General features: G+C 60.8%; 23 protein-coding genes. 11 read left to right on the plus strand and 12 right to left on the minus strand.

Annotated features, from left to right (window positions below; genetic code table 11):
* Position 1: 1 nt before the first annotated feature.
* On the plus strand, positions 2 to 763 hold the full coding sequence (locus ABLV04_RS19845) for a DeoR/GlpR family DNA-binding transcription regulator (RefSeq protein WP_124074076.1): 762 nt from the start codon (positions 2 to 4) through the stop codon (positions 761 to 763).
* Between the two features lie 21 nt (positions 764 to 784).
* Here ABLV04_RS19845 and ABLV04_RS19850 read toward each other — a convergent pair whose 3' ends face one another.
* Positions 785 to 1,729 (minus strand): L-lactate dehydrogenase, encoded by a 945-nt coding sequence (locus ABLV04_RS19850; RefSeq protein WP_180265951.1) that lies wholly within the window; start codon positions 1,727 to 1,729, stop codon positions 785 to 787.
* Between the two features lie 145 nt (positions 1,730 to 1,874).
* Here ABLV04_RS19850 and ABLV04_RS19855 point away from each other — a divergent pair, with 145 nt between their 5' ends.
* Positions 1,875 to 2,357, plus strand: coding sequence for a GNAT family N-acetyltransferase (locus tag ABLV04_RS19855; RefSeq protein ID WP_050534211.1), 483 nt, complete (start codon positions 1,875 to 1,877; stop codon positions 2,355 to 2,357).
* Here ABLV04_RS19855 and ABLV04_RS19860 read toward each other — a convergent pair.
* Positions 2,311 to 3,189, minus strand: coding sequence for a LysR family transcriptional regulator (locus ABLV04_RS19860; protein WP_023289635.1), 879 nt, complete (start codon positions 3,187 to 3,189; stop codon positions 2,311 to 2,313). The genes ABLV04_RS19855 and ABLV04_RS19860 overlap by 47 nt on opposite strands.
* A 106-nt stretch (positions 3,190 to 3,295) precedes the next feature.
* Between ABLV04_RS19860 and sad the strand changes: the two genes are divergently transcribed.
* The 7 genes from sad to ABLV04_RS19895 all read left to right on the plus strand — a co-directional run bounded on the left by sad (position 3,296) and on the right by ABLV04_RS19895 (position 10,475).
* Positions 3,296 to 4,681, plus strand: coding sequence for a succinate-semialdehyde dehydrogenase (gene sad / locus ABLV04_RS19865; protein WP_180265950.1), 1,386 nt, complete (start codon positions 3,296 to 3,298; stop codon positions 4,679 to 4,681).
* Positions 4,682 to 4,761: 80 nt separating this feature from the next.
* A complete protein-coding gene (gene glsB, locus ABLV04_RS19870) occupies positions 4,762 to 5,688 on the plus strand; it encodes a glutaminase B (RefSeq protein ID WP_180265949.1) in 927 nt (308 codons plus the stop codon).
* The gene (locus ABLV04_RS19875) at positions 5,688 to 6,056 is read left to right on the plus strand and encodes a DUF4186 domain-containing protein (protein ID WP_023289638.1); all 369 of its coding nucleotides are present in this window, start codon (positions 5,688 to 5,690) and stop codon (positions 6,054 to 6,056) included. The genes glsB and ABLV04_RS19875 overlap by 1 nt, the downstream gene beginning before the upstream one ends.
* A gap of 114 nt (positions 6,057 to 6,170) precedes the next feature.
* Complete coding sequence (locus tag ABLV04_RS19880) at positions 6,171 to 7,595, plus strand: GGDEF domain-containing protein (protein WP_065812512.1); 1,425 nt, start codon at positions 6,171 to 6,173, stop codon at positions 7,593 to 7,595.
* Positions 7,596 to 7,671: 76 nt separating this feature from the next.
* Positions 7,672 to 8,202 (plus strand): GNAT family N-acetyltransferase, encoded by a 531-nt coding sequence (locus tag ABLV04_RS19885; RefSeq protein ID WP_023289640.1) that lies wholly within the window; start codon positions 7,672 to 7,674, stop codon positions 8,200 to 8,202.
* A 113-nt stretch (positions 8,203 to 8,315) separates the two neighbouring features.
* The gene (locus ABLV04_RS19890) at positions 8,316 to 9,767 is read left to right on the plus strand and encodes a tagaturonate reductase (RefSeq protein ID WP_348816106.1); all 1,452 of its coding nucleotides are present in this window, start codon (positions 8,316 to 8,318) and stop codon (positions 9,765 to 9,767) included.
* 261 nt (positions 9,768 to 10,028) lie between these two features.
* Entirely contained in the window at positions 10,029 to 10,475 is a 447-nt protein-coding gene (locus tag ABLV04_RS19895) for a GNAT family N-acetyltransferase (RefSeq protein WP_180265948.1), read from the plus strand.
* A gap of 208 nt (positions 10,476 to 10,683) precedes the next feature.
* Here the strand turns inward: ABLV04_RS19895 and ABLV04_RS19900 are convergent, their stop codons facing one another.
* The 5 genes from ABLV04_RS19900 to ABLV04_RS19920 all read right to left on the minus strand — a co-directional run bounded on the left by ABLV04_RS19900 (position 10,684) and on the right by ABLV04_RS19920 (position 14,213).
* The gene (locus tag ABLV04_RS19900) at positions 10,684 to 11,064 is read right to left on the minus strand and encodes a tautomerase family protein (RefSeq protein ID WP_023289643.1); all 381 of its coding nucleotides are present in this window, start codon (positions 11,062 to 11,064) and stop codon (positions 10,684 to 10,686) included.
* Positions 11,055 to 11,375 (minus strand): carboxymuconolactone decarboxylase family protein, encoded by a 321-nt coding sequence (locus tag ABLV04_RS19905; protein WP_023289644.1) that lies wholly within the window; start codon positions 11,373 to 11,375, stop codon positions 11,055 to 11,057. Before ABLV04_RS19905 ends, ABLV04_RS19900 begins: the two co-directional genes overlap by 10 nt.
* A gap of 162 nt (positions 11,376 to 11,537) precedes the next feature.
* Positions 11,538 to 12,299, minus strand: coding sequence for a trans-aconitate 2-methyltransferase (tam, locus tag ABLV04_RS19910; protein WP_180265947.1), 762 nt, complete (start codon positions 12,297 to 12,299; stop codon positions 11,538 to 11,540).
* 206 nt (positions 12,300 to 12,505) lie between these two features.
* Positions 12,506 to 12,796, minus strand: a complete 291-nt coding sequence (locus ABLV04_RS19915; RefSeq protein WP_008804940.1) for a hypothetical protein — start codon at positions 12,794 to 12,796, stop codon at positions 12,506 to 12,508.
* Between the two features lie 229 nt (positions 12,797 to 13,025).
* Positions 13,026 to 14,213, minus strand: a complete 1,188-nt coding sequence (locus ABLV04_RS19920; RefSeq protein WP_023289646.1) for an MFS transporter — start codon at positions 14,211 to 14,213, stop codon at positions 13,026 to 13,028.
* Positions 14,214 to 14,390: 177 nt separating this feature from the next.
* Here ABLV04_RS19920 and ABLV04_RS19925 point away from each other — a divergent pair, with 177 nt between their 5' ends.
* Positions 14,391 to 14,837 (plus strand): VOC family protein, encoded by a 447-nt coding sequence (locus ABLV04_RS19925; protein ID WP_023289647.1) that lies wholly within the window; start codon positions 14,391 to 14,393, stop codon positions 14,835 to 14,837.
* Positions 14,838 to 14,875: 38 nt separating this feature from the next.
* Here ABLV04_RS19925 and ABLV04_RS19930 read toward each other — a convergent pair whose 3' ends face one another.
* Both ABLV04_RS19930 and ABLV04_RS19935 read right to left on the minus strand, forming a co-directional pair.
* A complete protein-coding gene (locus ABLV04_RS19930) occupies positions 14,876 to 15,301 on the minus strand; it encodes a VOC family protein (protein WP_032452805.1) in 426 nt (141 codons plus the stop codon).
* Positions 15,302 to 15,619: 318 nt separating this feature from the next.
* On the minus strand, positions 15,620 to 16,465 hold the full coding sequence (locus ABLV04_RS19935) for a LysR substrate-binding domain-containing protein (protein ID WP_101989746.1): 846 nt from the start codon (positions 16,463 to 16,465) through the stop codon (positions 15,620 to 15,622).
* 74 nt (positions 16,466 to 16,539) lie between these two features.
* Between ABLV04_RS19935 and ABLV04_RS19940 the strand changes: the two genes are divergently transcribed.
* Entirely contained in the window at positions 16,540 to 17,613 is a 1,074-nt protein-coding gene (locus ABLV04_RS19940) for a nitronate monooxygenase (RefSeq protein WP_077263836.1), read from the plus strand.
* A 10-nt stretch (positions 17,614 to 17,623) separates the two neighbouring features.
* Here the strand turns inward: ABLV04_RS19940 and ABLV04_RS19945 are convergent, their stop codons facing one another.
* Genes ABLV04_RS19945 through ABLV04_RS19955 form a run of 3 tightly spaced genes read right to left on the minus strand, consistent with a single transcriptional unit; the run spans position 17,624 to position 19,874 of the window.
* Positions 17,624 to 18,283 carry a methionine ABC transporter permease gene (locus tag ABLV04_RS19945; RefSeq protein WP_021440109.1) on the minus strand — a complete coding sequence of 220 codons (660 nt, stop codon included), beginning with the start codon at positions 18,281 to 18,283 and terminating at the stop codon, positions 17,624 to 17,626.
* A complete protein-coding gene (locus tag ABLV04_RS19950; protein ID WP_180265946.1) occupies positions 18,280 to 19,071 on the minus strand; it encodes a methionine ABC transporter ATP-binding protein in 792 nt (263 codons plus the stop codon). Before ABLV04_RS19950 ends, ABLV04_RS19945 begins: the two co-directional genes overlap by 4 nt.
* On the minus strand, positions 19,068 to 19,874 hold the full coding sequence (locus ABLV04_RS19955) for a MetQ/NlpA family ABC transporter substrate-binding protein (RefSeq protein ID WP_032452814.1): 807 nt from the start codon (positions 19,872 to 19,874) through the stop codon (positions 19,068 to 19,070). The genes ABLV04_RS19950 and ABLV04_RS19955 overlap by 4 nt, the downstream gene beginning before the upstream one ends.
* Between the last annotated feature and the right edge of the window lie 12 nt (positions 19,875 to 19,886).

The raw sequence follows: 19,886 nt of genomic DNA on the forward strand, positions 1-19,886 counted from the left end.
CATGAAGGGATATAACCGGTTAGAGCAGATTATGGACTTCCTGAAAAGCCATAATCTGGTGACAGTCGACCAGCTGGTGGCGGCGACCAACGCCTCGCCAGCCACCATTCGCCGCGACCTGATCAAACTCGATCAGGAAGGGGTGATCAGCCGCACGCACGGCGGGGTGACGTTGAACCGGTTTATTCCTGCCCAGCCGACGACGCTGGAGAAAGCCCAGCGCAGCCCGCTGGAAAAGCAGGCGATCGCCAGCGCGGCGGCAGCGCTGGTGAAAGCCGGCGACGCCATTGTGCTCGATGCCGGCACCACCATGATTGAGCTGGCGCGGCAGATCACCCATCTGCCGCTGCGGGTGATCACCAGCGATTTACATATCGCCCTGTTTTTGTCGGAATTTAAGCAGATTGAAGTGACGATTATCGGCGGGCGCATCGATGACAGCAGCCAGTCGTGCATCGGCGATCACGGCCGCCGCCTGCTGCAGACCATCTGGCCCGATCTCGCCTTCGTCAGCTGCAACGGCTGGGACCTTGAGAAAGGGATCACCGCCCCGACGGAGGAGAAGGCCGCCCTGAAACGCGATCTGATGGCCAATGCTCGCCGGCGCATTCTGCTGGCGGACAGCTCCAAATACGGCGCCTGGTCACTCTTCAACATTGCCCCGCTGGAGTCGTTGACCGATATCGTCACCGACGGCCACCTGCCGGAAGCGACCCGCGAGGCGCTGGTGATCCTTTCCCCTCAGCTGATCATTGCCGAATGATCCAGACGTCGCCGTCTGCCGTCAGGGCAGACGCGCGATATTGGCTTTGATCACCGCAATCGACTGGCTGAACTTCGCCTGTTCTTCGCCCGCCAGCCGCAGTTCGATAATCTGCTCCACGCCCCCCTGGGCCAGCACCGCCGGCACCCCAGCCGCCGCGCCGCTGACCCCGTACTCACCGTCAAGAATGCAGGAGACCGCCAGCGCACGGTGGCTGCCGGTAAAAATATTGCGGCAGATCTCGGCGATGGTGCCTGCCACGCCATATTCCGTACAGCCTTTGCCGGCGTAGATCTCAAACCCCAGCTTGCGCACTTTGTCGGCCATCGCCTCCCGGTCGAGCGGCCGGCCGGTGCGTTGCTGGTAGAGGTCGGCGATCGGCGTGCCATATACCGAGGAGTGCGACCATACCGGAAACTGGGTGTCGCCGTGCTCGCCGAGGATAAAAGCGTCGATGCTCTGGGCGCCAATGTTCAGCTCCTGCGCCAGCAGACGGCGCAGGCGGGTGGTATCCAGCCAGACGCCGGTGCCCAGCACCTGGCTGCGCGGCAGGCCGGAGAGCTGCCATACCTGCCAGGTGATGATGTCACACGGGTTGGTGGCCACCAGGAAGATGCCGTTAAACCCGTTGGCCATCATGGTCGGCACAATGCTCTTGACGATTTTCGCGGTAGTGGTCAGTTCATCGAGACGGCTCTGGCCGGGGCGCAGCGCGCCGCCGGAGACGGTGATCACCGCGATGTCGACATCGGCGCAGTCGCTGGCCTCGCGGGTGGAGATGGTCATCATCCCCGGCAGATAGGCCGCGGCGTCGCTGAGGTCCTGAGCGTGGGCCTCGGCGCGCGGCTGGTTAAGGTCGACGAGGATCAGCTCCTCACAAATGCTCTGGTTGAGCAGGGCGTAGGCCGCTGACGCGCCGACGTTACCGGCGCCAATAATCATCACTTTACGGGCTTTGGTGCGCATATTCAGGTCTCAAAAACGGACGGCAGGGGATAAAGTTACTTCGTTTCAGTTAGTTAGCGCAAGTGGCGGGCGGCAATATAAGTTAATGCTATGGCGGAAAACGTTCCGGGGCACGCTACAGTGGCGTAAAAAAAGGAGCTCACCTATGTATACCATCACCGACATCGCCCCCACCGACGCCGAATTTACCGCCCTGATTGCCGCCCTCGACGCCTGGCAGGAGACACTCTACCCGGCGGAGAGCAACCATCTGCTGGACCTCGGTCAACTGCCGCCGGAGACAGTGATCGCCCTGGCGATCCGCAGTCCGCAGGGCGAAGCCGTTGGCTGCGGGGCTATCGTCCTCAGCGATGAAGGTTTTGGCGAGATGAAGCGGGTCTATATTGATCCACAGCATCGTGGGCAACAGCTGGGAGAAAAACTGCTGGTGGCCCTGGAGGCGAAAGCGCGCCAGCGCGACTGCCATACTCTGCGCCTGGAGACCGGCATCCATCAGCATGCGGCCATCACCCTCTATACGCGCAACGGCTATCAGACCCGCTGCGCGTTTGCTCCCTACCAGCCCGATCCGCTCAGCGTCTTTATGGAGAAACCGCTGTTTGCCGATCTTCGTTCAGCAGCGCTATAAACGCTTCCAGCTGGCGGGTTTTGGCGCCCCGACGCCACACCAGCCAGGTGGTGAGCCAGCGCCACTCTTCCGCCAGCGGCCAGGCGGAAACCTGCTGATGACCCGGCATACTCTCCAGCATACTGCGCGGGATCAGCGCCAGCCCGGCGCCGGCGATCACGCAGGCCAGCATCCCGTGATAAGACTCCATCTCATGGATCCGGCCCGGAGTGGCTCTGTCGGCATGGAACCAGCTCTCAAAATGCCGGCGGTAGGAACAGTTGGCGCGAAAAGCGTAGACATTAGCCCCGTTCACTTCGCTGGCGCGGGCGATGGGCGCGTGGCCGTAGGGGGCGACGATCATCATCTCTTCAGGGAACACCGGCAGCCCCTCCAGGCCCGGGTGCACCAGCGGTCCGTCAACGAACGCGGCGCTCAGGGCTCCCTCCAGCACGCCGTCGATCATCGTCCCGGAGGGGCCGGTGGACAGGGCGAGATGTATTTTCGGGTAGCGCTGATTAAAGTGGGCCAGGGTGGTGGGGATCCGCACCGCCGCGGTGCTCTCCAGCGAACCGAGAGAGAAGAGTCCCTGGGGTTCGTCGCCCGCCACTACCATTCGCGCCTCGTCCACCAGGGCGAGGATCTGCTGGCTGTAGCGTAAGAAGCTGTGGCCCGCGGGCGAGAGGCGCAGCCGCTGGTTCTCGCGGATAAACAGCTCAACGCCAAGATCCGCCTCCAGCTGGCGGATGCGGGTGGTGAGGTTGGACGGCACGCGATGCACTTTCTGCGCTGCCTGGGTAATGCTGCCGGTGCTGGCGACGGCGTTAAACATCTCTAGCTGAGTCAGGTCCATACTATTCTTCTTTTGTGAATGCGTTGCTTAATATTATTCATTTTCAATGAATGGAAAGGTAAGCCAGAATACGTTCACTTCGCAAGCAACGAGAGAGAGAATAACGATGAATTTATCTGCAACGCACGCCGTCTCCGTCAACCCGACTACCGGCGAGGTGGTCTCCTCGCTGCCGTGGGCCAGCGAACGCGAGGTCGACGCGGCTATCGCTCTCGCCGCGGCGGGCTATCGCCAGTGGCGTCAGACGCCGCTCGCCGCACGCGCCGACGCGCTGCACCGCATCGGGGCCGAGCTGCGCGCCCGCGGTGAAGAGGTGGCCCAGACGATCACTCTCGAGATGGGCAAACCGATTGCTCAGGCTCGCGGCGAGGTGGCGAAATCCGCCAATCTCTGCGACTGGTATGCCGAACATGGCCCGGCGATGCTGGCGACCGAAGCCACCCTGGTGGAAAATAACCAGGCGGTGATCGAATATCGTCCGCTGGGGGCCATTCTGGCGGTGATGCCGTGGAACTTCCCGGTCTGGCAGGTGCTGCGCGGCGCGGTGCCGATCCTGCTGGCCGGCAACAGCTACCTGCTGAAGCACGCCCCGAACGTGATGGGCAGCGCCCGCCTGCTGGGCGAGATTTTTGCCGCCGCCGGCCTGCCGGAGGGCGTGTTTGGCTGGGTCAACGCCACCAATGACGGCGTTTCGCAGATTATCAATGACGACCGCATCGCGGCGGTGACCGTCACCGGCAGCGTCCGCGCCGGGAAAGCGATTGGCGCTCAGGCGGGCGCAGCGTTGAAGAAATGCGTGCTCGAGCTGGGGGGATCCGATCCCTTTATCGTTTTGAACGATGCCGATCTGGATGAAGCGGTGAAGGCCGCCGTCACCGGCCGCTATCAGAACAGCGGCCAGGTGTGCGCCGCGTCGAAGCGCTTTATCCTCGAAGCCGGCATTGCCGAGGCCTTCACCCGCAAATTTGTCGACGCCGTCGCGGCGCTGAAGATGGGCGATCCGCGCGACGAGCAGAATTACGTCGGGCCGATGGCGCGATTCGATCTGCGCGATGAACTGCACCAGCAGGTAACGGCGACCCTCGATGAAGGCGCAACCCTGCTGCTGGGGGCGGAAAAAATCGAAGGGGCGGGCAATTACTATGCGCCAACGGTCCTGGGCAACGTCACCGCCGGCATGACCGGCTTCCGCCAGGAGCTGTTTGGTCCGGTCGCGACCCTGACCACCGCCCGTGACGCAGACCATGCGCTGGCCCTCGCTAACGACAGCGAATTTGGCCTGTCGGCAACGGTCTACACCACCGACGAGGCGCAGGCCCAGCGCTTTGCCCGCGAGCTGGAGTGCGGCGGTGTCTTCCTTAATGGCTACTGCGCCAGCGACGCCCGGGTGGCTTTCGGCGGCGTGAAGAAGAGCGGTTTTGGTCGCGAACTGTCGCATTTTGGCCTGCATGAGTTCTGCAATGCGCAGACCGTCTGGAAAGACCGTCGCTAATCTGCGTTTGCCCCTGACGACCGTCGTTCTCGTCTGCTATACTCGCCCACCAAAATTCGACGGTGGGCAAGGAGCCGCGTGTGGCGACGGTGATCAATAACGCAATGCTGGAAGCCATTCTGGCAGAAATCAGGCCGCTGATTGGCCGCGGTAAAGTGGCGGATTATATTCCGGCGCTGGCCAGCGTCAGCGGCGATAAGCTTGGCATCGCTATCTGTACGGTGGACGGGCAACATTTTGCCGCTGGCGATGCCCATGAACGATTCTCCATCCAGTCGATCTCCAAGGTATTGAGTCTGGTGGTGGCCATGAACCACTATCAGGAAGAGGAGATCTGGCAGCGGGTGGGGAAAGATCCCTCCGGTCAGCCCTTTAACTCGCTTCTGCAGCTCGAGATCGAGCAGGGCAAACCGCGCAACCCGTTTATTAACGCCGGGGCGCTGGTTGTCTGCGACATGCTGCAGAGCCGGCTCAGCGCGCCGCGCCAGCGAATGCTGGAGATTGTCCGCCGCCTGAGCGGCGTGACCGATATCGCCTACGATCCGCTGGTGGCCCGCTCTGAGTTTGAGCATTCGGCGCGCAACGCCGCTATCGCCTGGCTGATGAAATCCTTCGGCAACTTCCATAATGATGTCGCCACCGTGCTGCAGAACTATTTCCACTACTGTTCGCTGGAGATGAGCTGCGTCGAGCTGGCGCGAACCTTTCTGTTTCTCGCCGACCGCGGCATCGCCCCGCATCTCGAAACGCCGGTTATCGCGCCGATACAGTCCCGCCAGGTGAATGCCCTGATGATGACCAGCGGCATGTACCAGAACGCCGGCGAGTTTGCCTGGCGCGTCGGTCTGCCGGCGAAATCGGGCGTCGGCGGCGGAATTGTGGCGATTGTGCCGCAGGAGATGGCGATCGCGGTCTGGAGCCCGGAGCTTGACGAGGCGGGGAACTCCCTGGCCGGCGTGGCGCTGCTGGAGAAACTGACTCAGCGGCTGGGGAGGTCGGTGTTCTGATGGTCGATCAGGATCGATTATTTGCTCGCCTGGCGCGTTCGACGTTTCGTTCACGCTTCCGGCTGGGAATGAAAGAGCGGCAATACTGCCTCGATAAAGGGCCGGAGGTCATCGACCAGCATGCCGCCGATTTTATCCGTCAGCGGCTGGCGTCCGCCGCGCCGGCCAATGATGGCAAGCAGACGCCGATGCGCGGTCACCCGGTGTTTATCGCCCAGCACGCGACCGCCACCTGCTGTCGCGGCTGCCTGGAAAAATGGCACGCCATTCCCCACGGCCGCGCGCTGAGCGAGCAGGAGCAGCGCTATATTGTGCAGGTGATCCACCGCTGGCTGGTGCTGCAGATGAATGGCCCGTCTGTGCGCTAATTTGCATTTGATCGGCGCCGGAGTATGCCTGATAAATATTCTCATGTTATGATAATCCGCTAACTAACTATTAACATAATAATTGCCTGAAACAATTAGACGGATAATTACTGAATGTCTTCACTGTCGATTCGGTCATTTACGCTGTTTCGTGAAGAACAACCCGTGCGCGATGCACTGGTCTTATTTACGTTAACGCTATTGCTGCATTTTCTGGGCGCGATGCTGCGTCTGGTGCAGGAGCTCTCTTTCTTCTGGCCGCTCAACGCAGTGATGGCCGGGATCTTTGCGCGCTACGTATGGCTTAATCGCAGCTATTTTTATGCCGTCTGCTTTGCGGCAATGCTGGTCTATGACGGATTAACCTCGCGCTGGGGAATGGGCTTTGCCTCATTGCTGATTAACTTCTCCAATATTGTCTTTATTGTGACCCTGGCGCAGCTGGTGCTGTGGGATAAACGACGCGCCGACTCGATGCCCGGCCCGATTAACGCGCTTAATTTATTCTGTTTCTGTCTGTTAGCCGCGCTGCTGTGCGCAGCGGTCGGCGCGTTGGGGTCGGTGGACGTCGAGCGCGCCACCTTTATTCCCCAGCTGGCGGACTGGTTTAGCGAGCAGTTCTCGACGGCGGTGCTTATTCTGCCGTTTATTCTGACCCTGACGTTGCCCTCCGCGTTAAGCGGTTTTCGCTTTCGCCAGCTGCTGCCCGCGCTGGCGCTGGTGCTGTCGATTGCCCTCGGCGTGGCGGTGGGCGGCGCCGGCAGCATTACCTTCCCGCTACCGGCCCTGATCTGGTGCGCCGTGCGCTATCCGCTGCCGCTGACCTGCCTGTTGACCTTTCTCACCGGCATCGGCGAGATACTGCTGGTGGCCAACTCGTTAATTCACTTTTCGCCGGATACGCGAATGCAGCCGTGGCAGCTGTTCTCCACTCGCCTGGGGATCGCGGCGATGCTGATAAGTCCGGTGATCGTCGCCTCCAGCGTCGAGGCGATCAACATGCTGGTGAAACAGCTGGCCCTGCGCGCCGATTTTGATTTCCAGACCCGGGTATATTCCCGTTCCGGGCTGAGCGAGGCGCTGAAACGTCAGGCCTTGCCGGCCGATAAACTGCTGACGGTGATGGTGCTGGACATCGATGGCTTCAAAAGGGTGAACGATGCCCTGGGCCATGAGGGCGGAGATTGCGTACTGACTCAGTTTGCCCAGCAGGTCAGACAACTGGTGGGCGAGCAGGGTATGGTCGCCCGTATCGGCGGCGAGGAGTTTGCGGTCGCCGCCGTGGTCGACAGTACCCAGCAGGGTTACCTGCTGGCGGAGAAGATCCGCCACGGCGTAGAGTCGCAAGCTTTCGGTTGGGGACATAACCCGATCCACCTGACCATCAGTATGGGGCTGGAGACACGCGAGGTGGGCCAGGCCCGTATTACCGAGCTGTTTAACCAGCTGCTGCTGGCGGCGGACGATGAAATGGTCAAAGCCAAACAGACAGGCCGTAACCGCATCTGTATGCCGACGCTGACGGAAAGCGCACCATAAGAAAATCCTATAGGTGTTATGCTTGTGTTAATGCTTGGTTAAAATATAGTGATGTGGTCAAAAACAAGGAGCTTTTATGATCACATCATTTTCACTGCGCACGTTATCGCGCGACGATATTCTTCATCACCTTCCGGCATTAAGCGATATCCTGGCGAGCTGCGTGAACGGCGGCGCCTCGGTGAGCTTTATGCTGCCTTTCAGTCAGCAGACGGCGACGACCTTCTGGCAACATGTCGCCAACAGCGTGGCGGCCGGGGAGCGCATCGTGCTGGCCGCCCTTGACGCTGAGGAACGTCCCGTCGGCACCGTGCAACTTATCACCAGCCAACCGGAAAACCAGCCCCATCGTGCGGACGTGGCCAAACTTTTGGTTCACCAAAATGCCCGCCGCCTGGGGATTGCCAACGCGCTGATGGCGGAGCTGGAGCAAACCGCGCGGCGGGTAGGTAAGACGGTGCTGGTGCTGGACACGGCGACCGGCAGCGGGGCGGAACAGTTCTATGTCCGCTGTGGCTGGGAAAAAGTGGGCGAAATTCCGCGCTATGCGCTGATGCCTGACGGTGCGATGACCGCCACTTCACTGTTCTATAAGTTTCTTCCCTGACGGCGGTTATTACAGAATCCTTTGATCAAAACAGGGTTTCACTGGTAGTAAAACCTGATAAGTTATTGGACCAATTACTCAGGTTGTATGACTACTCTTAGAGGGAACCCATTGTGAAAACGTTAAACCGTCGTGATTTCCCCGGCGCGCAGTACCCTGACCGTATCATCCAGTTTGGAGAAGGTAACTTCCTGCGCGCATTCGTTGACTGGCAGATTGACCTGCTCAACACGCATACCGACCTGAATGCTGGCATCGTGGTCGTACGTCCTATCGCCACCGATTTCCCCCCCTCCCTGAATACCCAGGACGGCCTCTATACCACCATCATTCGCGGTCTCAACGAGCAGGGCGAAGCGGTGAGCGACGCGCGGCTGATCCGCTCGGTCAATCGGGAAATCAGCGCTTACGCTGACTACGACGCTTTTTTACGTCTGGCGCATAACCCCCAGATGCGGTTTGTCTTTTCCAATACCACTGAGGCGGGCATCAGCTACCATGCCGGGGATCGGTTTGATGACGCGCCGCCGGTAAGCTATCCGGCAAAACTGACCCGCCTGCTGTTTGAACGCTACCAGCATTTTGCCGGCGCAGCCGATAAGGGATGGGTGATCATCCCCTGCGAACTGATCGATTATAACGGCGAGGCATTGCAGACGCTGGTGCTGCGCTATGCCTCCGAGTGGCAGCTGCCGCAGGCCTTTATCAACTGGCTGACGTCGGCAAATACCTTCTGTTCCACGCTGGTGGATCGCATAGTGACCGGCTACCCGCGCGATGAAGTGGCGGCTCTGGAGGCGCAAACCGGCTATCAGGACGCTTTCCTCGATACTGCCGAGCACTTTTATCTGTTCGTTATTCAGGGGCCCGCCTCATTAGCCAGCGAGCTGCGACTCGATAAGCTGCCGCTCAATGTGCGCATCGTGGACGATATCAAGCCCTATAAAGAGCGCAAAGTGGCGATCCTCAACGGGGCGCACACCGCCCTGGTGCCGGTGGCCTTCCAGGCCGGGATCGACACCGTCGGCGAGGCGATGAACGATGCGGAAATTTGCGCGTTTGTCGAAAAGGCGATTTATGACGAGATAATTCCGGTGCTGGATCTGCCGCGCGATGAGCTGGTGTCATTCGCCAGCGCCGTGACCGGGCGCTTCCGTAATCCCTATATCAAACATCAGCTGCTCTCGATCGCTCTCAACGGCATGACCAAATACCGCACCCGTATTCTGCCGCAGCTGCTGGCAGGGCAGAAGGCGCATGGCGCGCTGCCGCCGCGCCTGACCTTCGCCCTGGCGGCGCTGATCGCCTTCTACCGGGGAGAGCGGGAGGGGACAAGCTATCCGGTACAGGATGATGCGGAATGGTTGACGCGCTACCAGACGCTCTGGGCGCGCCATCGTGACGGCCAGATATGCAACCGCGAGCTGGTGTCCGCTGTGCTCAGCGTGGAGTCCCACTGGGAGCAGGATCTCAGCCAGATCCCCGGCCTGGTGGAGCAGGTCGCCGCTGACCTTGACGCTATCCTGACCCGCGGTATGCGCGACGCCGTCAGGCCGCTCTGCTGATAGCGGAGTCTATTCACCCGGCTGCGGCCGGGTTTAATCGCAATCGAATTAGTTACAACATACTTTTTTATTAACCAGATTTAGCCGGTCGGCAGCCTCGCTGCAAAAGGCTTTTTAGTGCCAAATCGCCCTGCGCAGGGGGAGAATTGTGGTTAAGCCGCTTGAACAAATACCTGCGCAGGAAAATAATGGCCTTAACACATATCACATATTTCCTGCCAATGTTCGCAGGCTAATTCATTCATCTGTAAGGAAACTCGCATGGTCATCGATATCCGGGAAGTTCGGCCGCATGACAAAGCCGAATGGCTTCAGCTCTGGGAAGGCTATACCCGCTTCTACGGCAGCCCGCAGCCGGAAGAGGTGACCGAATACACCTGGCAGCGGATGCTGGAGGTGAACTCATCCGTGCTGGGCAGAGTCGCGGTGGTGGATGATACCGTGGTGGGGTTCGCTATCTGCATTCTGCACGAAGGCACCTGGGTTACCACGCCGATCTGCTATCTGGAGGATCTGTTCGTCGATCCTGCCTTCCGCGGACAAGGCATTGCCAGAACGCTGATTAAGTCGCTGCAAACCGAAGGGGCTGAGAAAGGCTGGTCACGTCTGTACTGGCATACTCGCCGTGATAATCCCGCCCGCCACCTGTATGATGAATTCACCCCGGCTGACGATTATGTGCGCTACAGGATCACCCTCGACTCCTGAAGCGATAAGATGTTGTTAAGCTTTTCCCGCTATAACAGGGGAAACAGGCTCAGGAGAAGCAACGATGGAAAAACGTCTCGAAACAGTGGTCAATCTGATAATGTTTCTTTCGCTCTTGGCGACGGCCTGGGATCTGTCACTGGTGCATCATCTCGCCTGGTAGCAACAAAATAGCCTGAATCGCGGCGCCCTGCAGGCGCCGCCTGTCTTATTCACCCGCCATTATGCCGGCGCTGAAACTCCAGTCCTCCAGCTGGTTAAACTGGATCACCACCATCACGTCCTGCGGGCTGACCGCCATCTCATCGGCTAACCGCGCGCACAGCCGACGGTAGAGCCCCTGTTTCTGCGCCCGGCGGCGCGGCTTCCCGGCGAAAATATGAAACAGCACGAAGCGGGCGCTGCGCCCGCCGCTGAGATAATGCGGGTCGTAAATGCGCTGTCCGTCGGCGGTCTGCTCGATAAACTGAAATTTGTCCGCCGGCGGCACGTCAAACTCCGCCACCAGGCATTCATGGAATAGCGCCGACAGTTGAGCAAACTCCGCGGGGCGCCAGGCCGCGCCAAGCGAAATACGCGTCAGAGGCATGGCGCCTCCTGCGCGTTCAGGCAGGTCAGGGCGCTGGCCGCCGCCGGCCAGCCGGCGTAAAACGCCAGGTGGGTAAACATTTCGACCATCTCCTCCTGGCTCAGGCCATTTTGATAGCCGTAGGCGATATGCCAGGGCAGTTGCTCCGTTTTGCCCAGCGCCGTCAGGGCGGAGAGGGTGATTAAGCTGCGTTCGCGGAGCGACAGCTCGCTGCGCGCCCAGATATCGCCAAACAGCACCGTTTCGGTCAGTTCGGCCAGTTTTGGCGCAATGGCTGCCAGCGTGTGGCGATCGACAGGGGGGGTATGCATAGTGATTCCCGTTACAGGTTGAAGTGGTCGTCACTGTCGCACTCTGAGGAATATGTTGAATATCGCAATGTTCAGGATAGTTAATCCTGAAAATCAGGATGGTCAGCTGGCCCGCTCTTATTTTTGTGTTGGTTATGTTTTACGACTTGCTCAGGCCAACCGTCAGGCGGCTCTTTTTCGCACCACGATAAACAGACGCGGGAAGCGCAGAAGCACCATTCCGTTACACTGTAACGGATAGTGGTCGGCCAGCAATGCCAAATAGCGGGTCAGAAAGGCGCTCCTGGCCGGTTCATCGAGGCCCGTCAGATAAGGTCGCAGTCCGGTGCCCTGCAGCCAGTCGACGATCGCCTGATGGGAAGCGAGCGGATGAAAATAGGTGGTGCGCCAGATATCAACTTCACAGCCCTGACGGGTGAGCAGATCGTACCAGGCGTCCGGCGGAAGCAAGGGCTGGCGACCACGGTCCGGTAATCCCAGCTCGCTGGCGACCTGACGCATCAGAGTATGGGAGGGCTCCTGCCAGTTATCCGGCATCTGCACCGCCAGCGTACCGTTCTCCGTCAGCTGGTTCACCAGATGCGGAAACAGCGTCTCATGATCCGCCAGCCACTGCAGCGAGGCGTTGGCATAGATCACGTCTGGCGGTTGCGCAGGCCGCCAGCTGGCGATATCGGCCTCGATAAACTCACAGTCAGGTAAGGCCTGCGTCGCCTGGTCCAGCATGGCCGGGGAGTTATCGATACCGACGATCGCCGCCAGCGGCCAGGCGGCACGCAGCAGGCGGGTACTGTTGGCCGGCCCGCAGCCAAGGTCAACGACGCTCTCGACCTGCAGGTGAGCGATACGGGAAAGCAGGTCAGCCGCCGGGCGGGTGCGCTCAGCGTCAAACTGCAGATACAGCGTGGGGTTCCAGTCGGCCATCGGGCGTTGTCCTGTGTAAGGGAGACAGGGCAAAGCATAGAACGCCCGGGGCCGCCTGTCAGGGGGAAATGATCCACTGCAGCATCTGCCTTGCGTGACAGTGTCACCGATAAAATAACCTCAGCAGGCTATCCCGTGCGTAATGGGCACATTGTCAGGGAGTAAGCGGATTGGGCAGCATCTGCGCCCGCAGCGGGCGCAGTGGCTTATTCGGCGTTCTTGAGCGCTTCGGCGCGGCTGGCGGTGGCGTAAACAAAATCCAGCATCGGCTCGAGATCGGTATCGTAGCCGGCCTGAATAATCTTCCCGCGCAGCCATTCGATTTCACTGGTGATATCGGGAGGGAAAATGTTGTTATCCTGCGCCCGGCGCAGCCATTTCAGCAGAAAGTTGTTCTTTCCTCTGATACCGCCCGACTTTTTCGACTTTCCGTGCATCTTCAGCGCGACCAGGACGCAGTAATAGAAATGAACGCGCTGATTAAAACTTTGGTGCATGTCTGTGTTTCCCGCCAGAATCAGGAATTCACCGTGTGGGTCAGTGATTCGGATTGGACTACGGCGGCGGGCCGGATCGTTGCGCGATCTCTGTTGTTTTCCGCCACCGTCCTTGCATCTGTCGCCAGACGCTGAAGGGGATGTTGGCACGGAAGCCGAATCGTCGTCAATTGCCGATTCGTTTTTTGCCGGTGTCGGCGGCCCGCGGCGTTCCGCGAGCCAGGCCTGGCTACGTCCTGACCGCGGCCCGCTGTTGCAGATATACGCGTAAAATCAGCAGGAAAGCGAACACTACGACGATTGCCGCCAGCAGATACAGGGTGGCGAGATCGTAGTACCCGGCGACCCAGCCGGCCAGCGGCCCGGTCAGCCCCAGCGCGAGATCAAGGAACGCCGAGTAGGTGCCAAGGGCGGTCCCCTGGTTTTGCTCTTCCACCTGTTTTACCGCCTCAACCCCCAACGCCGGGAAGACCAGCGAAAAACCCGAGCCGGTGAGAAAGGCGCCGATCCCCGCCACCCAGGCCGACGGCGCCAGCCAGATAAGCAGCAGGCCGAGACATTCGATGACGAAGCAGGCCAGGGATACCGGGACCCCGCCATAGCGAGTGATGGTGTTCCCCAGCACCAGGCGAACACAGATAAAGCCGACGCTGAACAGCGAGAGGGTAAACGCGGCGCCCTGCCAGCTGTGCGCGGCAAAGTAGAGGGTGATAAAGGTGGCAATAACGCCGAAACCGACGGTGCCAAAGGCCAGCCCCAGCCCATAAGGCCAGATTTTGCGCACCACCGCGTGAAAGGGCGCTCTGACGCCGGCGGTCACGCTGACGTCCTGCCGCGTGCGGGCGAACAGCAGTCCGATGGCGGCGACCAGCACCACCACCGTGGCAAAGCCGCTGATGCCGAAATACTGGTTAAGGGTGACCCCCAGCGGCGCGCCGACCGCCATCGCCACATAGGTTGCCACGCCGTTCCAGGAGATCACCCGCGACGTATGGATCGCGCCGACGGTTTTGATCCCCCATAGCGTGGCGCCGGTGGCGGTAAAGCTTTCGCCGACGCCAAGAAACACCCGGCCCGCCAACAGCGCGGCAATCGCCAGCATCGGCATCGCCTGCAACATTACCGCCAGCAGCGTGAAGGCACCGCTGAGCAGACAGCAGACGATCCCGAGGCTAACCACTTTTTTCGGGCCCCAGATATCGGTGTAGCGCCCGGCGTGCGGCCGGCTTATCAGCGTCGAGATGTACTGCAGGCTGATCACGATCCCGGCGACAAAGGTGCTGTAGCCCAGCTGATAGTGAATATAACCCGGCAGAACGGCCAGCGGCAGACCAATAGAGAGATAACAGATACAGGTAAAAACAACGATCGAAATGATGCGCAGATTAAGTTGCGTGGTGCTGACGGAAGTGCTCATAGGGATAAAGGGTTAATACATAGGGATGTTTAGCATAACGCGCCGCGAAGAGGCTGGCGAGTGGCGAGGGCGTTTTATCCGTGATCGATGGCCTCGCCGCCGTCATTAACGGTGTTGCCGCTGACGCCGGCTTCGGGGCATGATGACGGTATCTTGCCGCCGCCTTGAGGAGAGAATATGTCCCAGGAATTCGCCGATATTGACGTTATGTTCATTGCGGGCTTCGGCCCTATTACCCAAAGCACCGCGCAAAGCCGTGATTTCTATTGTCAGGCATTGGGATTGCCGCTGAAGCCGATGCCGGGTAACGAGGCGTATCTGCTCAGCGAGCAGGATGCCATCGGCGGGGTGAAGCATTTTGCGCTGTGGCCGCTGGCGCAGGCGGCGCAGTCCTGTTTTGGTCAGGAGCAGTGGCCGGAGACGGAGCCGGTGCCGCAGGCGTGGATTGAATTTGAGGTCCGCGACCTTGCCGCGGCGACGGCGCGGCTGCAGCAGCAGGGGTACCACCTCCTTGTTGCCGCGCGCGACGAGCCGTGGGGGCAGACCGTCACCCGTCTGCTCAGTCCGGAAGGTCTGCTGGCCGGGCTTACCGTGACGCCGTGGCTGCGGGCGGAACAGGCTTAACGCCCCCGCCGGGCGCGGTGCGGGTCACCTCAGGGAGGTTATTGAGGCTCCTCGTGATGTGAAACGTTTCGCACTTCCCCCCAGGCGCGGTTTTGCAGCACGGTGCGATAGCCGTCGCGGTCGACGAAAGTGACGCCGTTGACCTCCCAGTAGGGGTTGAATGCCGTGACGCGCAGAAACCCGGCGGCGTCCATGGCGCTGCATTGTGCCTTCCAGGCCTCAGGCTGCGGATAGTACAGCACCAGCAGATCTTCATCTCCTGGCGAGGGGGTAACGGGATGGTGGCGGCAGTGGGTGAATTCCAGATGCCAGCTGGCATCCGGCGAACCGATCATCATCCCGCTGAATCCTTCATGATCGGTAAAGCTCCCAAGTTGCTGCAGCCCCAGCCCGGCGCAATACATGCTGGCGGTGCTCTCCAGTTCGCTGACCGGTCTGGCGATGCGCATGTGGCAGAACGACATAATGACTCCCAAAAGGCGTAGGCCGGGTCAGGCGCGGCCGCCACCCGGCAAAAAGCGACATCATGGCCGCGACCCGTCGCCCGGCGGCGCTGCGCTTGCGCGGGCCTAAGGAGCGGAGGCGCCCTTAGCCGGCTAAGCGCCGCCAGTAGGCCGGGTCAGGCGCAGCCGCCACCCGGCAAAAAAGCGGCATCATGGCCGCGACCTGGCGAAAACGATTTTGTCGCTCGGGTGGATACTGTAGCGGCAAAACGCCTCTGCGTTTGTCGGTAAGAGCTCAGGTTCGCCTCCGGCGAGTGCGTCGCGGTTTCCTCTTTTAGCTTAGCCGTTCGCGGCGCTTTGCAACAGGATGCGCCACTCGCTGAGGGCGGAGGTGCTGAACCCCTGGCGCCAGATAAGCTGGGTGGTCGCCTCGCACAGCGGTTCGCTTAAGCTGTTTTCGGGAAGCGTCATCAGCGCCAGCACGCTCTGCGGCAACAGGCAGGCGTAGCGCCCGGAGGCCACGCAGGCCAGCATGCTGTGATAGGAGCTCACCTCATGCACCTCGACGGCCGCCTGTTGTTCCGCCAGCCAGCGCTCTCCCAGCGCCCGATAGCTGCAGCCGCTGGCAAATGCCGCGAACCGCAGCGGGCCAGCGCTCTGCGGACGGACCAGCATCAGGGTTTCCTGAAACACCGGGACAGATCCCAGGCCTGGCGGGCATGCCGGTTGGCCATCCGTCCCTGGCGGCAGGCAGACCAGCGCGGCATCAAGGGCGGCGGTTAATACCCCCTCGGTTAACTGGCGGGTCGGCCGGGTGCTGAGCGTGACATCCACCTGCGGGCACCGCTGTTGGAAGCGGGTGAGCAGCGGCGGCAGACGGCTGGCGGCGGTCGCCTCCATCGCGCCCAGCCGCAGGCTGCCGCCGGGCGTGGTTGGATGCAGGCTCTGCTTTGCCTCTTCCGCCAGGCTCAGGATCCGACTGGCATAGCTGAGAAACTGAACGCCTGCCGGCGACAGCACCATTTTTTTGTTGCCGCGGACAAAGAGTTCCACGGCAAGCTCCTCCTCCAGTTGCTGAATACGGGTGGTGATATTGGACTGGGCGCGGCCAAGTCGTTTTGCTGCCAGAGTGACGCTTTGCATGTCGGCCACTTGGATAAAAATCTGCAGTGTGCTGTGGTTCATATTTTTATTCTCAATATGATAATGATGTTGATCTTATCATCTTTAAAAGAGATGGTAAGCCTCCGGCATCGCTCATGTACGAGGAACCCATGCAAAATTCACTGCTTTCGCTTCTTGATATTGACTACCCCCTGATCCAGGCCCCGATGGCGGGCGTCTCCACCCCCGCGCTGGCTGCCGCGGTGAGTCATGCCGGGGCGCTGGGTTCGCTGGGGCTGGGCGCTTCAACCGTTGCCCAGGCGGAAGCGATGATCGTCGCCACCCGCCAGCTGACGGACCGGCCGTTCAATGTCAATCTGTTTTGCCATGCGCCGCCCCGGCGCGACGCCCGACGGGAGGCGGACTGGGCTGAGACGCTGCGCCCCCATTTTACCCGCTTTGGCAGTCTCCCTCCGGCGTCGCTTAGGGAGATATACCAGACGTTTATCGGCCACACCGCCATGCTGGAGCTGCTTCTCGATCTCTCACCCGCGGTGGTGAGCTTTCATTTCGGCCTTCCTGAGCGCGAGGCGATCCAGCGCCTGCGACAGCAGGGGATCGTCACTCTGGCCACGGCGACGTCGCTTAAGGAGGCGCAGGTCATTGAGCAGCAGGGGATTGACGTGGTGGTCGCTCAGGGCTTTGAGGCGGGCGGGCACCGGGGGATCTTCGACCCGCAGGAGCCAGATGCGCAGATGAGCACCTTTACTCTGGTGCAACATCTGCGGCGTCGGCTGACCATCCCGGTGGTCGCCGCCGGGGGCATCATGGACGGCGCGGGGATCGCCAGCGTGATGCAGCTGGGGGCGCAGGGCGCTCAGCTCGGCACGGCGTTTTTACTCTGTCCGGAATCGGCCGCCGACGCCGGCTACCGCGCGGCGATCGCTAACAGCATTGACGGGCGTACGGTACTGACCTCAGCGATATCCGGGCGTCCGGCACGTTGTCTGGCGAATACCTTCTGCGCAGTGGGGGAAGCCTGTCCGGCGAGCGCTGTGCCGGATTATCCGCTGGCATATGATATCGGCAAAGCGCTGGCCGCCGCCGCGAAAGCCCAGGGCGTCCATGAGTATGGCGCGCACTGGGCCGGGCAGGGTGTGGGGTTGATCCGCGAGTGTGACGCCGCCAGTCTGGTCCGCCAGCTGGCGGCAGAGTGCGGCTGGAATTAATGTCTGACGGTTAGCGGCGGTGTGCCAGGCGGCGCACCAGCCGATCGCCGGCCATTTGTACGCCCTGAACCATCGCCACCAGGATCAGCACCGTGCCAAACATCACCTCATTATTGAACCGCTGATAGCCGTAGCGGATGGCGAGGTCGCCGAGTCCGCCGCCGCCGATCACCCCGGCCATCGACGAAAAGCCAATCAGCATCACGATGGTCAGCGTAATCCCGGCCAGCAGCGTCGGCAGGGCTTCCGGCAGCAGAGATTTAAAAATCACGTGCCAGACGTTGCCGCCCATCGACAGAATGGCTTCGATTCTCCCGTAATCCACCTCGTCGAGCGCGTTTTCCGTCAGGCGGGCAAAGAACGGAAAGGCGCCGATGGTCACCGGCACGATAGCGGCGGTGCTGCCCAGCGTGGTGCCGACGATCAGGCGGGTAAAAGGGATCAGCGCGATCAGCAGCACGATAAACGGTAACGATCTGCCGATGTTGATCACCGCCCCCAGCAGCGCGTTCAGTTTCGGCATCGGCGCGAGGCCGTTGGCGCGGGAAATAAATAACAACACACCGGTGGGCAGCCCGATCAGTACGGTAAACAGGGCCGCCAGGCCCACCATATAGAGCGTATCCAGCGTGCCGTCGAGTAATAACGGCCACAAATCTTCCCAGCTCATGCTACTCCGCATAATGGCCTCCCCTGAACGCCGTGACGGGTAAGAAAATCCTGTTCAGCCTGCGGGTCGTGCAGCAGCGACTGACGCAGCCGCGACCACGGGGTCACCAGCAGGTCGGCGAGTTTGCCGCTTTCGACAATTTCGCCCTGTTCCAGCAGCGCCGCGTGGTCACAAATGGTTTTCACCACCTCCAGCTGGTGCGTTATCAGCACAATGGTCAGATTGAGCCGCTGGTTTATATCCGCCAGCAGAGCCAGCACCGAGGCGGTGGTCTCGGGATCCAGCGCGCTGGTCGCCTCATCGCACAGCAGCACCTCCGGTCGGGCGGCCAGCGCCCGGGCGATGCCGACGCGCTGTTTTTGCCCGCCGGAAAGCTGAGACGGGAAGGCGGCGGCCTTGTCGCTGAGATCCACCAGCTCCAGCAGTTCGCGCACCCGCGCTTCGCGAACGGCCCGCGGCACCCCGGCTATCTCCAGCGGCACCGCGATGTTGTCGGCGACGGTGCGGGCATGCAGCAGATTGAAGTGCTGGAAAATCATCCCGGTACGCAGGCGATAATCCCGCAGCGCCGCCTTGTTCAGCTGTGTAATATCCTGTCCGTTCACCAGAATGCGGCCCGAGGTGGGCCGCTCCAGCAAATTGAGACAGCGGATGAGCGTACTTTTGCCGGCGCCGCTGCGCCCGAGAATGCCGTATATCGCCCCTTTCGGGATCTGTAACGCGATATCGTTCAGCGCCGGTCGGCCGGTTCCGGCGTAGGTTTTGCTCAGCCCTTCGATGGTTATCATGACTGAGGGGCCACCGGGATCACCGAGCCGTTGTAGTTTTTACGGATAAACTCCGCCACCTGCGGCGACGTCAGGTCTTTCGCCAGCGCCTTAATGCGCGGGTCATTGGCCAGGGCTGGGGTGGTCACCAGGATATTGGCGTAGGGGTTATGCTCGGCGCTTTCCAGCCCCAGAGCGTCTTTCGCCGGCACCAGCCCGGCTTCGAGGGCGTAGTTACCGTTAATCACCGCCAGGTCGACATCGTCGAGGGAGCGCGGGATCTGCGGCGATTCAATCTCCAGGATCTTCAGGTGTTTCGGGTTCTCGACAATATCCTTCGGCGTCGCCAGAGTGGTGGCCGGGTCGGTAAATTTAGGGTCCAGCTTGATAAGCTTCTGCGCCTGCAGCAGGAACAGCGCACGGCTCAGGTTGGTGGTGTTATTCGGCACCGCCACCGTGGCGTTGTCCGGCAGCGACGAGAAATTTTTATGTTTATGCGAGTAGATCCCCAGCGGCTCAATGTGCACGGTGGCCGCGACGGCAAAGGTTTTACCCAGCGCTTTTTCCTGATCCTTCAGGTAGGGAACATGCTGGAAGTAGTTGGCATCCACGTCGCCACTGGCCAGCAGTTCATTGGCGTTGACCCCGCTGGTCAGCTCCACCACCTTCAGATCGAGGCTGGGATCGATTTTTTTGATGTAGTTGAGGATCTCCGCGTGGGGAACCGGGTCCGCGGCGACGCGCAGCGCGGCGGCCTGGGCAGACGTCCATGCCAGAGAAAGAGACAGTGCGACCCCTGCCAGTTTAAAAGCGGCATATTTCATGGTGTGTTCCTT

Source organism: Klebsiella sp. JN_Kp127, from assembly GCF_040062505.1.
In the GTDB taxonomy this organism is placed as follows: domain Bacteria; phylum Pseudomonadota; class Gammaproteobacteria; order Enterobacterales; family Enterobacteriaceae; genus Klebsiella; species Klebsiella quasipneumoniae.

What these genes read in the sequence shown, in the direction of transcription:
- ABLV04_RS19905 (WP_023289644.1), bottom strand. Translation starts at nt 11,375, where the DNA reads ATGCATACCCCCCCTGTCGATCGCCACACGCTGGCAGCCATTGCGCCA.
- ABLV04_RS19875 (WP_023289638.1), top strand. Translation starts at nt 5,688, where the DNA reads ATGGTCGATCAGGATCGATTATTTGCTCGCCTGGCGCGTTCGACGTTT.
- ABLV04_RS19845 (WP_124074076.1), top strand. Translation starts at nt 2, where the DNA reads ATGAAGGGATATAACCGGTTAGAGCAGATTATGGACTTCCTGAAAAGC.
- tam (WP_180265947.1), bottom strand. Translation starts at nt 12,299, where the DNA reads ATGGCCGACTGGAACCCCACGCTGTATCTGCAGTTTGACGCTGAGCGC.
- ABLV04_RS19850 (WP_180265951.1), bottom strand. Translation starts at nt 1,729, where the DNA reads ATGCGCACCAAAGCCCGTAAAGTGATGATTATTGGCGCCGGTAACGTC.
- ABLV04_RS19935 (WP_101989746.1), bottom strand. Translation starts at nt 16,465, where the DNA reads ATGAACCACAGCACACTGCAGATTTTTATCCAAGTGGCCGACATGCAA.
- ABLV04_RS19900 (WP_023289643.1), bottom strand. Translation starts at nt 11,064, where the DNA reads ATGCCTCTGACGCGTATTTCGCTTGGCGCGGCCTGGCGCCCCGCGGAG.
- ABLV04_RS19930 (WP_032452805.1), bottom strand. Translation starts at nt 15,301, where the DNA reads ATGTCGTTCTGCCACATGCGCATCGCCAGACCGGTCAGCGAACTGGAG.
- ABLV04_RS19915 (WP_008804940.1), bottom strand. Translation starts at nt 12,796, where the DNA reads ATGCACCAAAGTTTTAATCAGCGCGTTCATTTCTATTACTGCGTCCTG.
- ABLV04_RS19920 (WP_023289646.1), bottom strand. Translation starts at nt 14,213, where the DNA reads ATGAGCACTTCCGTCAGCACCACGCAACTTAATCTGCGCATCATTTCG.
- ABLV04_RS19885 (WP_023289640.1), top strand. Translation starts at nt 7,672, where the DNA reads ATGATCACATCATTTTCACTGCGCACGTTATCGCGCGACGATATTCTT.
- ABLV04_RS19860 (WP_023289635.1), bottom strand. Translation starts at nt 3,189, where the DNA reads ATGGACCTGACTCAGCTAGAGATGTTTAACGCCGTCGCCAGCACCGGC.
- ABLV04_RS19945 (WP_021440109.1), bottom strand. Translation starts at nt 18,283, where the DNA reads ATGAGCTGGGAAGATTTGTGGCCGTTATTACTCGACGGCACGCTGGAT.
- ABLV04_RS19925 (WP_023289647.1), top strand. Translation starts at nt 14,391, where the DNA reads ATGTCCCAGGAATTCGCCGATATTGACGTTATGTTCATTGCGGGCTTC.
- ABLV04_RS19955 (WP_032452814.1), bottom strand. Translation starts at nt 19,874, where the DNA reads ATGAAATATGCCGCTTTTAAACTGGCAGGGGTCGCACTGTCTCTTTCT.
- ABLV04_RS19855 (WP_050534211.1), top strand. Translation starts at nt 1,875, where the DNA reads ATGTATACCATCACCGACATCGCCCCCACCGACGCCGAATTTACCGCC.
- ABLV04_RS19950 (WP_180265946.1), bottom strand. Translation starts at nt 19,071, where the DNA reads ATGATAACCATCGAAGGGCTGAGCAAAACCTACGCCGGAACCGGCCGA.
- ABLV04_RS19940 (WP_077263836.1), top strand. Translation starts at nt 16,540, where the DNA reads ATGTACGAGGAACCCATGCAAAATTCACTGCTTTCGCTTCTTGATATT.
- ABLV04_RS19895 (WP_180265948.1), top strand. Translation starts at nt 10,029, where the DNA reads ATGGTCATCGATATCCGGGAAGTTCGGCCGCATGACAAAGCCGAATGG.
- ABLV04_RS19880 (WP_065812512.1), top strand. Translation starts at nt 6,171, where the DNA reads ATGTCTTCACTGTCGATTCGGTCATTTACGCTGTTTCGTGAAGAACAA.
- sad (WP_180265950.1), top strand. Translation starts at nt 3,296, where the DNA reads ATGAATTTATCTGCAACGCACGCCGTCTCCGTCAACCCGACTACCGGC.